The sequence below is a fragment of the Paraburkholderia sp. JHI869 genome, from assembly GCF_038900775.1.
GTDB lineage: Bacteria > Pseudomonadota > Gammaproteobacteria > Burkholderiales > Burkholderiaceae > Paraburkholderia.
Genome location: NZ_JAYMSC010000038.1, coordinates 19,310 through 33,007, shown reverse-complemented (window position 1 = coordinate 33,007; position 13,698 = coordinate 19,310). Strand labels below are relative to the sequence as shown.

Below are 13,698 nucleotides of genomic sequence, written 5' to 3'. Positions count from 1 at the left end.
TATTTCTGGAGCGCGAGGTGAACCCAAGCATAGCACGCAACCCTCACACGGAATCCAAAAAGGACTGGCGTGCAAGGCTGCTTCCTCGGCGAATTGAGGCGGCTTCCGACGTGGCAATCGGTCTCGCGCTGACGGCTCGTCTCGATGCGCTCGTCGCGCAATTTTCGCCGCGTTCGATCGGGTTCTATTGGCCCTTGCGCGGCGAGTTCGATGCACGCGCGTGGATCACCGCCTGGCTCGCAGCCGATGCCGCCGATACATTACGCCGCGCCGCCCTGCCCGCCATTCCCGAGCGCCATACGCCGCTCGTGTTCCACGCCTGGACGCCGGACGCACCGATGCGCGAAGGCCATCACGGAATCCTCGAGCCGCAGTCGCAGGAAGTGATCGTGCCCGATCTCCTTCTCGTGCCCTGCGTGGGTTTCGATCGCGACGGCTATCGCCTCGGCTACGGCGGCGGCTACTACGACCGCACGCTGGCCGCGTGGCCGGGCGGGGCGTTGCCCGTTACCGTTGGCATTGCGTATGAAGCGTGCCGCATCGACGACGGCGTGCTCGCGCGCGAGGCGCACGATCTGCCGCTCGACGCTGTGGTGACCGAAGCCGCCACGCACCTTTGCCAACGTTCACGCGAGCGCTGAACGCGCCTTAGTGATTCACAGCGTCGCTCAAAGCGAAGCCGCCGCGCGCGCGGCCGTGTCATAGAGCCCCGACGCATTGCGCATGAGTTGCGCGGCGTCGCCGATCTGCTGGTTGGTGAGGCCGCTTTCCTTGAGCGTCGCGATGAGGCAGCTTTCGCGTACGTCGCGGTAGCGCAGGCACAGGTCGTGCCCTTCCGGCGTGACCGAAAAAAAGACTTCCTTGCCGGTCTTTTCGCTTTTTACATACCCTCTGGAGACAAGCTTCTTCAACGCATACGTGGCCACGTGCGTGTCCTCGATGTTGAGCACGAAGCAGATATCCGCGAGTTTCTTGCGCCGCTCGCGATGGCCGACGTGATGGAGCAGCGACACCTCGATCGGCGTCATGTCCTTCACGCCCGCCGCCGACATGCAGCGCACCATCCAGCGGTTGAACGCGTTGCTCGCCATGATGAGCGCGTACTCGAACTCGGAAAGCTCGGCGCTCGACTCGGAGACGAGATGTTCGGACGAAACGATCTTGGTCGGCTGGCGCGACATGGCAGATAACCCGGTAGTCGGTGGTCGAAGAGACAAAGCGGCGTGGCGTGAGTGTAATTGCAGCGCGTTTCCCGTGCGCCTGGCGAAAACGCTTATTGATAATTTGTAGATAATTTATCGACAATGTACGCTAGGAAGGAACGGCACCGGCCGTCCTCGTGCGCCAAATGACGACCGGTCGAACCCGTCCCTGATCGATCCAATATGCCGAATTCTGACCCTCGCATTTTTCCTCTCGGTGACGAAGCGCTTGTCTGCGAAGCGCCGCCGCCCGCCACGCTCGAGGTCCAGCGCCGCGTCTGGGCTGTGGCCGCGCTCGCGCGCGGCTGGACGCCGGTGCGCGAAGTGGTGCCTGGCATGAACAACCTGACGATCACCTTCGATCCACTCACGGCCGACGCCGCAGCGCTCGCCGGCGCGCTCCGGGACGCATGGCGCGACGCTGAAGACGCAAGCGAGGCAGGCCGCGAGGTCGAGATACCGGTGGTCTACGGCGGCGACGACGGTCCCGACCTCGAAGCAGTCGCGCAGCACTGCGCACTCGCTGCCGCGGACGTCGCCGCGCGCCACGCCGCGGGCGTCTACACGGTGTTCTTTCTCGGCTTTCAACCCGGCTTCGCCTATCTCGGCGGCCTCGAACCCCTGCTACACACGCCGCGCCGCCGCGAGCCGCGCCTCGCCGTCCCCGCCGGGTCGGTAGGCATCGGCGGGGAGCAGACGGGCATTTATCCGGCTGCGTCGCCCGGCGGCTGGCAACTGATCGGCCGCACCGCCGCGAAGCTCTTCGACCCCGCGCACAATCCGCCCACGCTGCTCATGCCAGGCGACCGCGTGCGTTTCACCATCGCGGAGCTCCACGCATGATCGAAGTCCTACGCGCGGGCCTGCTCACCACGGTCCAGGATCTCGGCCGCCCCGGCTACCGGCATCTGGGCGTCGCCACCGGCGGCGCGCTCGACACGCTCGCGCTCGAAGTGGGCAACCGCCTCGTCGGCAACCGGCCCGACGCGGCGGGCATCGAAATCACCTTCGGGCCCGTTGCGCTGCGCTTTGCGCGCGCTACGCGCGTCGCCATCACCGGCACCGACTTCGGCGCCACGCTCGGCGGCCGCCCGGTCTGGTCGTGGTGGAGCCTGCCCGTGGCCGCGGGCGAAGAACTCGTGCTGAACGGCGCGAAGCGCGGCATGCGCGCGTATGTGTGCGTGGCGGGCGGCATCGACGTGCTGCCCATGCTCGGCTCGCGCAGCACCGACCTTGCGGCGGGCTTCGGCGGCCTCGCTGGCCGCGCGCTCAAAGACGGCGACCGGCTCGCCACGGGCGCCTCGTTCGCGCCGGGCCGCGAGCGCGCCGCGCTCGATCCGGGCGCGCCGGCCTTCGGCGTGAAGGCGCCGGTGTGGTGCGGCTTCGCGCTGGCCGACGAGCCGCACCACCGGCGCGGCCGCCATCCGGACGGCGTGGCGTGGGCGGCGCCCGTGCGCGTGCTGCGCGGCCCCGAGTACGACAGCTTCACGGACGAGGCGCAGCGCGCATTGTGGTCCGACGAATGGCAGATCACCCCCAACAGCAACCGCATGGGCTTTCGGCTCACGGGCACACCGCTCGCGCGCACGAACAGCGCGGACCTGCTCTCGCACGCCGTGCTGCCCGGCACGATCCAGGTGCCGCCGAGCGGCCAGCCCATCGTGTTGATGGCCGACGCCCAGACCACGGGCGGCTACCCGAAGATCGGCTCCGTGATTCGCGCCGACTTGTGGAAGCTCGCCCAGGTACGGCTGACGGGCGGCGTGCGTTTCGTGGAAGCGACGCCGGCTGTCGCGCGCGCGGCGCTGGAAGAAGAACGGGCGTATTTGCGGCAGATCGACGCCGCGATCGCCATGCACGACGAGCGCTATGCGAGCCGCCGCGCGAATGGGGTTTCAAGCGCAGCCGCGAACGCGTGATATTCAAAGCACTATCGGTAAGACGAGCAGTAAGAGGAATACATCATGACCACCATCGATCTGAACGCCGATCTCGGCGAAGGCTGCGGCTCCGACGAAGCGCTGCTCGACCTCGTGAGTTCGGCCAACATCGCGTGCGGCTGGCACGCGGGCGGCGCCAATGCCATGCGCGAATGCGTGCGCTGGGCCGTGGAAAAAGGCGTGTCGATCGGCGCGCATCCGAGCTTCAACGACCCTGAGAACTTCGGCCGCAAGGAGATGAACCTGCCGCCCGAGGAAATCTACGCGGGCGTGCTCTACCAGCTCGGTGCGCTCTCCGCGATCGCCCAGGCCGAAGGCGGCCGCATCGCCCACGTTAAGCCGCACGGCGCGCTCTACAACCAGGCCGCGCGCGACCCGCAGATCGCCGAGGCGATTGTCTCCGCCGTGCACGACTTCGATCCGTCGGTGACGGTGTTCGCGCTCGCGGGCAGCGGCCTTGTGACCGCGGCGCGCGAGGCGGGACTCGTGGCCATCGAAGAAGTGTTCGCCGACCGCGGTTATCGCGCGGACGGCTCGCTCGTGCCGCGCAGCGAGCCAGGCGCGCTGCTCGACGACGAAGACACGGTGCTCACGCGCACGCTCGCGATGATCCGCGAGCAGCGCGTGCAGGCCGTGGACGGCGCCTGGGTGCCGCTCAACGCGCAGACCATTTGCCTGCACGGCGACGGCCCGCACGCGCTGGCGTTCGCGCGGCGCATCCGCACAGCGCTCGACGACGCGGGTATCGGCGTGCGCGCGGCGGGCGCCGGCGAAGTCTGACGTCCCCAGGCTTCAAAGCGCGCGGCGAGGGCTGCGCGCTCTGTATCACCAAAGGTTTTCGCAAGGCAATCCCCCGGCAGCGCAAGCTTGCCAAGCGTAGTTGTACCCAGCAGGTTCGTAGTTGTACGAACGGCCATCAGAGCCGCGAAGTCAACGCCGCTATGCGCGGCAATCAACGACAAGCCAATACGTTTGGAGATCCACATGCAGAGCACCGTCAACTTATGGCCGCTGATCGGCGTGGCCGTCATCATCGCCGGCTTCTTATTGCGGTTCAATCCGATGCTGATCGTCGCCGCGGCGGCCGTCGTCACCGGTTTCGCCGGGGGCTTTCCGGTGGCGAAGATTCTCGCCGCCATCGGCACCGGCTTCATCAAGACCCGCAACATCCCGCTCATCATCCTGCTGCCGCTCGCCGTGATCGGGCTGCTGGAGCGCCACGGCCTGCGCGAGCGCGCGCAGATCTGGATCGGCAGCATCAAGGCCGCCACCGCCGGGCGTCTGCTCATCGTCTATCTGCTCGTGCGCGAGCTGACCGCCGCCGTCGGCTTGACGGGCCTCGGCGGCCATCCGCAGATGGTGCGTCCGCTCATCGCGCCGATGGCCGAGGGCGCCACTGAAAACCGCTTCGGCAAGCTCTCCGACGCCGTGCGTTACAAGCTGCGCGCCTACTCCGCCGCGACCGACAACGTGGGCCTCTTCTTCGGCGAGGACATTTTCGTCGCGTTCGGCGCGATCGTGCTGATGGTCACGCTGCTCAAGGAAGCGGGCGTTTCGGTCGAGCCGATCCATGTGGCGCTGTGGGGCATTCCGACGGCGATCTGCGCCTTCCTGATTCACGGCACGCGGCTCTGGCTGCTCGATCGCAAGCTCGAACGCGAACTGGGCGGCGCGAAAGCGGTGAGTGCGAAAGCGCAGGCAGGCCAGGGAGACGAAGCATGACGCTCTCCCTCAACTGGCTCTTCTGGCTGCTCGGCATCGTGCTGCTCGTCGTGGGCGGCATGATCGTGATGGATCGCGAGCATCCGCGCCGCTTCACGGCGGGCGGCTTCTGGCTGCTCTATGCACTCATTTTCCTGGTTGGCGACCGCCTGCCCGCCGAAGTCGTCGGCGTGCTCGTGCTCGCCATGGCGCTGATCGCGGGTCTGGGCGGCGTGACCGCTGCCAAACCCAAGGTGCTCGCGCTCGAAACGCGTATCGCCAGCGCGAAGCGTCTGGGCAACAAGCTTTTCGTGCCTGCGCTCACCATTCCTGTCGTCACCGTCGTGCTCACGCTCGCGGCCGGCCATCTCGTATTTGGCGGCACGCCGCTCATCGACCCGAAGAACGTCACGCTGATCGGCTTCGGCATTGGCTGCGTGATCGCGCTCGTCATTGCCTGCATCATTACGCGCGACAGCGTCGGCCAGTCAATGAAGGAAACGCGCCGCCTCGTCGACGCGCTCTCGTGGGCCGCCGTCCTGCCGCAGATGCTCGGCATGCTCGGCCTCGTGTTCTCGGACGCGGGCGTGGGCAAGGCCGTCGCGCACGTCACGACGTCGTACATCAACATGGATGTGCGCTTCGTCGCCGTCGTGGTCTACTGCGTGGGCATGGCGCTCTTCACGATCATCATGGGCAACGGCTTCGCAGCATTTCCGGTGATGACGGGCGGCGTGGGCGTGCCGGTGCTGGTGGGCGTGTTCCACGTCAATCCGGCGATGATGGCCGCCATCGGCATGTTCTCGGGCTACTGCGGCACGCTCATGACGCCGATGGCCGCGAACTTCAACATGGTGCCCGCTGCGCTGCTCGAACTGCCCGACAAGAACGCGGTGATACGCGTGCAGGTGCCCACGGCGCTCGGCATTCTCGCGGCCAATATCGTGCTGCTGAATGTGTTCGGGTTTTGACGAAGCGAACGCGCGTAGTGGAGAAAAAGCCGGCGAAAAGCCGGCTTTTTTTGTTCAGCGAACGCGCAGCGAAGCGGCGTCGAGCGCCTCGCAAAAGTGCGGAAACTGCCGCTCGACAAGCGCCTCGGGCAGCAAATACTGCGGGAAGCACTTCGACGTGTTGTGGGCGTGCAGCACGTGCAGGCACACGCCCACGTCGTCGGTGACAAGCGCGATGCGCTCACCGCGCGAAAGTGCGGCCGTGATGAAGCGTGCGCAAATGGCGATACACCACGCGCTCGTCGTTCAGGCTCGCCATGAAGGCGCTGGGCGCGTCGCTGTCGTCGATCACGATCCATTCGAGTCCGAACCCAGGCGCGCGCTGCGACGCGAATGCGCGATACGCGAGCGGCAAAAACATTTCACGGTTCCAGGTGGGCGTGACGACGCTCACGCAGGGCGCGCTCGCCTGATCGGCGGACGGAGGGAACATGGCGGCAACCTCAACGGCAGAAAACAGCATGCCAGGCGTGCGTGCCAACCACCGATATCGAACATTGACTAAATGGCCGCGCTCTTGATCGAGCGCAAAGGCGCTCACACCTGCGCTCAGGCCGGATCGACGTTGAACCCACGCTGGCGCAGCAACTGGAGCACGCCTTTCGGGCCGCCCAGGTGCAGCGCGCCGACGGCCACGAAGAGCGGTTTGTTGGGCGCCACGTACTGCTGCATGCGCGAAACGAAGCGCCGGTTGCGCTCGTAGACGATGCGGTTGTCGACCGACGCCGCCACCCGCGCGTCGTGCGAGAGCTTTTCGGTGCGCGCCGATTCCCATGCGGCGATCGCGTCGGCGTCGCCCACGCGCCACAGATGCAGCAGCGTCTGCACGTCGGCCACGTTTTGCGCCGGCGTTTGCGCGAGATCCTGTGCGAGCATCTCGCGCTGCTGCGCGAGGCTCAGGTTCGTGAAGGCGCGCATCTGCTCGGAGAGCGTCTCCAGCCCGACGATACGGCGGCCCTTCCAGCGCAGGAACACGTTCTGCAACTGCGCTTCGGTGCCGTACTCGGTCTGCAGGCCGGCGCTCAGCGAATCGTAGGTTTCCACGAGCAGCGACGCGAGCCACGGCCGCATCTTGCGGATTTCGGCCAGCGCCTCCGGATTGCCGCGCATGCGCGCCTCCAGCTTCTGCCAGAGCGGGTCGGGCAGGAGACCCGGCAGACAGGGCCGCTTGCACACGCCGTATTTCGAGACGTCGTCCTGGGAAACGAGCAGATCGTCGGGGGAAAGCTCGAGCGCGAGAATGGGCGACGCGGCGAGCGCCGCGAGAACCGGCGGGCGAAACGGCTGGCCAGGCGGATAGTCGGCGGGGTCGCCCACGTGGAGCGTGCCGAGCAGATAGATCGTGAGATTGCCGCGCGAGGCGACGTAGAACGGCATGCGCGCGGGTTGCGTGCGCACCGGACCGCCAGCCGTCGTGCCCGAGGCGTAGCTCGGCACGGCGGGCGCAGCGTGAAAACCGGGAATGCCGCCGTTCGAACCGCGAGTGGAACCCGGCGGCATGGGCACCGCTGGGTGCACCCCGGGCGTGTTGGCAACGACGCCCCCCGCGAACGCCACGCCCGGCGCGAGCGCAAGCGCGAGCGCGCCGAACGCGAGCGCCAGGACGAGCGCCGCGCGCAACGCCCCGCTCGACGCCATCTTCAACGCCGCACGGAACGCCACAACCAATGCCACACCAAAAACCACACCGAAAGTCACACGACCAGCCGTACACAGCCCGGCGACCACGGCAAAAGCGGCAGCCGGAATGATTGAAAGGGCGGCGGAGAAAACGGTGGGGAAAACAGTGAAAAAGGCGGCACGACGGCCGCCATGTAACTGGCGGCGCGCATCAATAAAACGACGCGCCGCCGTCGCTTCAGGCCGGCATGGGCCGCCCATCCTCTTCCCCCACCTCCTCTGCACGATGGCAGGATACCTGACGGCCGTCCACTTCGCGAAGTGCAGGAACTTCCTTACGACACCTGTCGATCGCGTATGGACAACGTTGGTGGAACGTGCAACCAGACGGCGGGTTCAGCGGCGAAGGCAATTCGCCCTCGAGCTTGATCTTCACGCGACGGTCCGCTTCGAAGATCGCGGGCGTAGCCGAAAGCAGCGAGCGCGTGTACGGATGGCGCGGCCGCGAGATCACCGTGTCCTTGTCGCCCAGCTCCGCCACGCCGCCCAGATACATCACCATCACGTCGTCGGCAATGTGCTCGACCACGGCAAGGTTGTGCGAAATGAACACGTAGCTCGTGCGGAACTGCTCCTGCAGGTCCATGAACAGATTGAGAATCTGCGCCTGGATCGAGACGTCGAGCGCGGAAACCGGCTCGTCGGCCACGACGATCTGCGGGTCGAGGATCATGGCGCGCGCGATCGCCACGCGCTGGCGCTGGCCGCCCGAGAACATATGCGGATAGCGCTTGGCGTGCTCGGGCCGCAAACCGACGATGCGCATCATGTGCGCGATGCGGTCCGCGCGCTCGCTCGCCGTGAGCCGCGTGTTGATGGCGAGCGGCTCGCCGAGCGTCTGCTCCACGGTCTTGCGCGGGTTGAGCGAGGCGAACGGGTTCTGAAACACCATCTGCACGCGCCGGCGCAGCGCGGCGATCTTCGCGGCGTTTGCGTGCGCAACGTCTTCGCCGTCGATGGTCAGCTTGCCCGCGGAGGGCGGCTCGATCATCGTGAGCTGGCGCGCGAGCGTCGATTTGCCGCAGCCGGACTCGCCCACCACGGCGAGCGTGCGCCCGCGCGTGAGCGAGAACGACACGCCGTTGAGCGCCTTCACGGTGCCCGTGCCGAACATGCCGCGCTTGACGGAGTAATGCTTCTTGAGATCTTCCGCGACCAGAACCTTATCGTCCTTGTGGTCCTCATGAGCCGCGTGTTGCTGGACTGCGTTCATCGCGCGCCTCCGTTGGATTGAGTCACCATCGCGTTCAGCGGCTTGATGCAGCGCACTTGCGCATAGCCGCTTTCATCGGTCACCGCGTCGAGCGCGGGCCGCGCCTTCATGCAGTCGTCCACCACGTACTTGCAGCGCGGCGCGAAGAGGCAGCCGCTCGGCCGGTCGTCGCGGCCGGGCACCATGCCGGGCAGCGCGGCAAGACGCATCGCTCCCTTGTTGTGCTCGGGGATCGCAGCGAGCAGCGCTTCCGTGTACGGATGATGCGGACGCGAAAAGATGTCCGGCACGCGGTTGGTCTCGATGATCTCGCCCGCGTACATCACGGCCACGCGCTGCGCGACTTCCGAAACCACGGCCAGATCGTGCGAAATCAGCACGAGCGCCATGCCGCGGTCTTTCTGCAGGCGCACGAGCAGTTCCATGATCTGCGCCTGGATCGTCACGTCGAGCGCCGTGGTGGGCTCGTCGGCGATCAGGAGCTTCGGGTTGCAGGCCACGGCCATCGCGATCATCACGCGCTGGTTCATGCCGCCCGACATCTGGTGCGGGAAGTTGTCGATACGGTTCTTCGCGTCGGGAATGCCAACCTGGTCGAGCAGTTCCAGTGCGCGCGCATGGAGCGCCGAGCCGCGCAGGCCTTCGTGCAGCTTGAGCACTTCCTTGATCTGATAGCCGACGGTATAGCTCGGATTCAGGCTCGTGAGCGCGTCCTGGAACACCATGGCGATGTCCTTGCCCACGATGCGGCGACGCTCTTTGCCGGTGGCGTTGAGGAGATCGCGGCCATCGAACGTGATCGAGTCGGCGCTTACCTTGCCCGGCGCGTCGATCAGGCCCATGAGCGCCATCATCGTCACGCTCTTGCCCGAGCCCGATTCGCCGACGATGCCGAGGACTTCACCCGGCGCGACGGACAGATTCACGCGGTCAACGGCGGGCAGGCCGTTGAAGTTCACCGCCAGATTGCGGATGGTCAAAAGGTCTTGAGTCATGATCAGGCCATCCGCTTGAGCTTGGGATCGAGTGCGTCGCGCAGCCCGTCGCCGAGCAGGTTGATCGCGAGCACCGAAATGAGGATGGACAGACCCGGCATCGTGACGATCCACCATGCGCTGTCGATATAGTCGCGCGCCGAGGCGAGCATCGCGCCCCACTCCGCACGCGGCGGCTGCACGCCGAGGCCGAGGAAGCCGAGCGCGGCGGCGTCGAGAATCGCCGAGGAAAAGCCGAGCGTTGCCTGCACGATGAGCGGCGCCGTGCAGTTGGGCAGCACCTGCGAGAACATCAAGCGAAGCGTGCCGGCACCGGCCACGCGCGAAGCGGTCACGTACTCCTTGTGCAGTTCGCCCAAAGCCGAACCGCGCGTGAGACGCACGTAACCGGGCAGCGCGACGATCGCAATCGCGAGCATCGTGTTCGTGAGCCCCGGGCCGATGATCGCGACCACGGCCACGGCCAGCAGCAGCGAAGGCAGCGCGAGCAGCACGTCCATGAGACGCATGATCGGCGTGTCGGCCCACTTCTCGAAGAACGCGGCCACAAGCCCGAGCACGATGCCCGGAATCAGCGCGAGCACGACCGAGACGCAGCCGATCCACAGCGACAGCCGCGCGCCGTACATCAGACGCGAGAGGATGTCGCGGCCCGCTTCGTCGGTGCCGAGAATGAACTTCCAGTTGCCGCCGTCGAGCCAGGCGGGCGGGATCTTCACGTTGTCGCGGTATTGCTCGATGGGGCTGTGCGGCGCGATGAGCGGCGCGAAGATCGCGATGACGATCAGCGCGAGCACGATGATCCCGGCGCCCACGGCGCCCTTGTTGCGCGAGAAGTTCGCCCAGAATTCGCGCAGCACGAGCGCGCGGCCCGAAGGCGGCGTGACGGCGCGAGGCACGGTGTTCTGAATGTCAGCCATCATGCCTCCTGGTGTCGGCGATTGTGTTGTGGGGTGTGCATTGTCATGGCTCGCTTACCTCGTATGTCGAATGCGCGGGTTGAGCACGCCGTACAGCAGATCGACGAACAGGTTCACGACGATCACGAGCGTCGCGATCATGAGAATGCCGCCTTGCACCACCGGGTAGTCGCGCCGGCTGATCGCGTCGATCAGCCATTTGCCGATGCCGGGCCAGGAGAACAGCGTTTCGGTCAGCACCGCGCCCGCGAGCAGCGTGCCGACCTGCAGGCCGATCACGGTCACCACGGGAATGAGCGCGTTGCGCAGCGCATGCACGACGATCACGCGCAGGGGCGAAAGACCCTTGGCGCGTGCGGTGCGGATGTAGTCCTCGCGCAGCACTTCGAGCATGGAAGAACGCGTCATGCGCGCGACCACGGCGAGCGGAATCGTGCCGAGCACGATGGCCGGCAGGATCAGGTGGCTCAGAACCGACCTGAACGCGCCTTCGTCGGTGCCGGGCATGAGCGAGTCGATCAGCATGAAGCCGGTCACGTGCGGAATGTCGAATTCCACCGCGATGCGGCCCGACACAGGCGTCCAGCCGAGTTTCGACGAGAACACCATGATGAGGATGAGCCCCCACCAGAAGATCGGCATGGAGTAGCCGGTGAGCGCGGTGCCCATGACGCCGTGATCGACGACGGTGCCGCGCCGCAGTGCCGCGAACACGCCAGCGGGCAAGCCGATCGCGAGCGCGAAAATGAGCGCGCAGATCGACAGTTCGACGGTGGCGGGAAAGCGCGCGAGAAACTCGCCCATCACGCTCGTGTTGGTGATGATCGAGGTGCCGAGATTGCCGTGCACAGCGTGCCAGACGTAGTGGAAGTACTGCATCGGCAGAGGCTCGTCGAGCCCCAGACGGTGCATCGCCTCGGCGTGCATTTGCGGATCGACGCCGCGCTCACCCATCATCACTTCGATAGGGTCGCCCGGAATCAGGTGGATGAGTGCGAACGCAAGGATGGTGATACCGATGAACGTGGGTATGACCATGCCGATGCGGCGCAATACGAAGCGGAACATGTGGTGTTCCCCCAAAAGCTTGAAATGAAACGCAACCGGCGACAGGGGCTCGTGACCCCGGTCGCCGGACCATATTTCGCCCGCTTTCCGATCAAGTGAAAGCCGGGCGAAAACTACCCGATAAACATTACTGCATGCCCACGCCGTCGAAGCGCGCGTAGCCGAGCGGTTCGATGCGCATGTCGGTCACCTTCTTGCTCACCGGCTGATAGACGGTCGAGTGAGCGATCGGCGAGAACGGCAGTTGCTTCGCGAAGATCTGCTGCGCTTCCTGGTAGAACTTGGTGCGCTGCGCAACATCCGACGTCTGGCGGCCCTTCTGGACCAGGTCGTCGAACGGCTTGTAGCACCACTTGCCGAAGTTGTTGCCGTTCACGGCCTCGCAGCCGAGCAGCGTGCCGAGCCAGTTGTCGGGGTCGCCGTTGTCGCCCGTCCAGCCGATCAGCATCGAGTCGTCCTCGCCTGCGTGCGCGCGCTTGATGTACTCGCCCCATTCATACGTGACGATCTTCGCCTTCACGCCGATCTTGGCCCAGTCGGCCTGGATCATTTCGGCCATCAGACGTGCGTTCGGATTGTAGGCGCGCTGAACGGGCATGGCCCACAGCGTGATCTCGAAACCGTTCGACACGCCGGCCTTGGCGAGCAGCGCCTTGGCCTTCTCCGGGTCGTATGCATTGGCCGGCAGGTTCTTGACGTAGGACCATTGCGTCGGCGGCATCGGGTTGGTGGCGAGCTGGCCCGCGCCCTGGTACACGGAGTCGATGATCGCCTTCTTGTTGATCGCCATGTCGAGCGCGTGGCGCACGTCCACGTTGTCGAGCGGCTTGTGCGTGACGTTGTACGACAGATAGCCCAGGTTGAAGCCCGGCTGCGACGGCATCGCGATGTTCGCCTCGGCCTTCAGCGGCGCGATGTCGGCGGGACGCGGATAGCTCATCACCTGGCATTCGTCGCGCTTGATCTTCTGCACGCGCACGCTCGCATCCGGCGTGATCGAGAAGATCAGCTTGGAGAGCTTCACCGCGCCCGGCTTCCAGTAGTCAGGATTGCCGTCGAAACGGATGGTCGCGTCCTTCGTGTAGCTCTTGAAGATGAACGGACCCGTGCCGACCGGGTACTGGTTCATGTCGGCGGCCTTGCCGGCCTTCATCAGCTGATCTGCGTATTCAGCCGAGAGGATCGAGGCGAATTCCATCGCCATGTTCTGGATGAACGGCGCGTTCGGCTCGTTCAGCGTGAACTTGACCGTGTACGGATCGACCTTTTCGACCTTCGCGATCAGCTTGTCGAGGCCCATGTCGGTGAAGTACGGGAACGACACCGGGTACGCCTTGCGGAACGCGTTGTTCGGATTGAGCATGCGATCGAACGAGAACACGACGTCGTCGGCGTTGAATTCGCGCGAGGGCTTGAAGAACGACGTGGTCTGGAACTTCACGCCATGGCGCAGATGGAACGTGTAGGTCTTGCCGTCAGGGGAAACGTCCCACGACTCTGCGAGACCCGGTTCGACCTTGGTGCCGCCGCGCTCGAATTCGACGAGGCGGTTGTAGACCGTGAACGTGTTCGCGGTGAAGTCGGTGCCCGTGGTGTACTGGGCCGGGTCGAAGCCTGCGGGGCTGCCTTCCGAGCAGTAGACGAGCGTCTTGTTCGGAATGCTTTGCGCGGCGTGCGCGAGCGGGGCCCCGGCAATCGATGCCGCTGCGAGCGCCACGAGAGACGTCAATCGGGCAGCGCGCAACAGTTTGTTTTCTTTCATGTTTCCTCCAGTTCAATGCTGGCTTGCGCCAGCGTAGCGCGATCTTACTTGGCACGTGCCACAGTCACAAGCCAGCCAAAATGTCCCGTCGCCTGTGGAAAACGCCGGGTTGACAGGATCACTTGTTGCCGCATGGTGCGGTGCAGCGTAGCTTTGCCCCTTTTTATTGCGCCGGAACACGACAATAGCGCGCCGAATCGACGCCCG

The 13,698-nt window shown here is 65.6% G+C and carries 15 protein-coding genes; 6 read left to right on the top strand and 9 right to left on the bottom strand.

Features of this window, described 5'->3' with window-relative positions:
• The first annotated feature begins 5 nt into the window (after positions 1 to 5).
• On the top strand, positions 6 to 641 hold the full coding sequence (locus VSR72_RS37820) for a 5-formyltetrahydrofolate cyclo-ligase (RefSeq protein WP_342957364.1): 636 nt from the start codon (positions 6 to 8) through the stop codon (positions 639 to 641).
• Positions 642 to 668: 27 nt separating this feature from the next.
• Here VSR72_RS37820 and VSR72_RS37815 read toward each other — a convergent pair whose 3' ends face one another.
• Positions 669 to 1,181: a winged helix DNA-binding protein gene (locus VSR72_RS37815; protein WP_112169842.1), complete on the bottom strand. Its 513-nt coding sequence runs from the start codon at positions 1,179 to 1,181 to the stop codon at positions 669 to 671.
• 204 nt (positions 1,182 to 1,385) lie between these two features.
• On the opposite strand from VSR72_RS37815, the gene pxpB reads away from it, so the two are divergent.
• The 5 genes from pxpB to VSR72_RS37790 all read left to right on the top strand — a co-directional run bounded on the left by pxpB (position 1,386) and on the right by VSR72_RS37790 (position 5,814).
• Complete coding sequence (gene pxpB, locus VSR72_RS37810; protein ID WP_342957327.1) at positions 1,386 to 2,045, top strand: 5-oxoprolinase subunit PxpB; 660 nt, start codon at positions 1,386 to 1,388, stop codon at positions 2,043 to 2,045.
• Positions 2,042 to 3,121: a biotin-dependent carboxyltransferase family protein gene (locus VSR72_RS37805; protein WP_342957326.1), complete on the top strand. Its 1,080-nt coding sequence runs from the start codon at positions 2,042 to 2,044 to the stop codon at positions 3,119 to 3,121. The genes pxpB and VSR72_RS37805 overlap by 4 nt, the downstream gene beginning before the upstream one ends.
• 45 nt (positions 3,122 to 3,166) lie before the next feature.
• A complete protein-coding gene (gene pxpA, locus VSR72_RS37800; protein ID WP_342957325.1) occupies positions 3,167 to 3,922 on the top strand; it encodes a 5-oxoprolinase subunit PxpA in 756 nt (251 codons plus the stop codon).
• A gap of 204 nt (positions 3,923 to 4,126) precedes the next feature.
• Positions 4,127 to 4,864: a DUF969 domain-containing protein gene (locus VSR72_RS37795; RefSeq protein WP_342957324.1), complete on the top strand. Its 738-nt coding sequence runs from the start codon at positions 4,127 to 4,129 to the stop codon at positions 4,862 to 4,864.
• Positions 4,861 to 5,814: a DUF979 domain-containing protein gene (locus VSR72_RS37790; RefSeq protein ID WP_342957323.1), complete on the top strand. Its 954-nt coding sequence runs from the start codon at positions 4,861 to 4,863 to the stop codon at positions 5,812 to 5,814. Before VSR72_RS37795 ends, VSR72_RS37790 begins: the two co-directional genes overlap by 4 nt.
• Positions 5,815 to 5,868: 54 nt before the next feature.
• Here VSR72_RS37790 and VSR72_RS37785 read toward each other — a convergent pair whose 3' ends face one another.
• The 8 genes from VSR72_RS37785 to VSR72_RS37750 form a co-directional block, all read right to left on the bottom strand.
• Positions 5,869 to 6,003: a hypothetical protein gene (locus VSR72_RS37785; RefSeq protein WP_342957322.1), complete on the bottom strand. Its 135-nt coding sequence runs from the start codon at positions 6,001 to 6,003 to the stop codon at positions 5,869 to 5,871.
• Between the two features lie 31 nt (positions 6,004 to 6,034).
• On the bottom strand, positions 6,035 to 6,286 hold the full coding sequence (locus tag VSR72_RS37780; protein WP_342957321.1) for a glycosyltransferase: 252 nt from the start codon (positions 6,284 to 6,286) through the stop codon (positions 6,035 to 6,037).
• 116 nt (positions 6,287 to 6,402) lie between these two features.
• Entirely contained in the window at positions 6,403 to 7,515 is a 1,113-nt protein-coding gene (locus VSR72_RS37775; protein ID WP_342957363.1) for a TraB/GumN family protein, read from the bottom strand.
• A 196-nt stretch (positions 7,516 to 7,711) separates the two neighbouring features.
• Positions 7,712 to 8,746, bottom strand: coding sequence for a peptide ABC transporter ATP-binding protein (locus VSR72_RS37770; RefSeq protein WP_342957320.1), 1,035 nt, complete (start codon positions 8,744 to 8,746; stop codon positions 7,712 to 7,714).
• Positions 8,743 to 9,741, bottom strand: coding sequence for an ABC transporter ATP-binding protein (locus VSR72_RS37765; RefSeq protein ID WP_342957319.1), 999 nt, complete (start codon positions 9,739 to 9,741; stop codon positions 8,743 to 8,745). Before VSR72_RS37765 ends, VSR72_RS37770 begins: the two co-directional genes overlap by 4 nt.
• A 2-nt stretch (positions 9,742 to 9,743) precedes the next feature.
• Positions 9,744 to 10,661 carry an ABC transporter permease subunit gene (locus VSR72_RS37760; protein WP_342957362.1) on the bottom strand — a complete coding sequence of 306 codons (918 nt, stop codon included), beginning with the start codon at positions 10,659 to 10,661 and terminating at the stop codon, positions 9,744 to 9,746.
• A gap of 54 nt (positions 10,662 to 10,715) precedes the next feature.
• Entirely contained in the window at positions 10,716 to 11,729 is a 1,014-nt protein-coding gene (locus tag VSR72_RS37755) for an ABC transporter permease subunit (RefSeq protein WP_342957318.1), read from the bottom strand.
• A 127-nt stretch (positions 11,730 to 11,856) separates the two neighbouring features.
• Complete coding sequence (locus tag VSR72_RS37750) at positions 11,857 to 13,491, bottom strand: ABC transporter substrate-binding protein (protein ID WP_342957317.1); 1,635 nt, start codon at positions 13,489 to 13,491, stop codon at positions 11,857 to 11,859.
• Between the last annotated feature and the right edge of the window lie 207 nt (positions 13,492 to 13,698).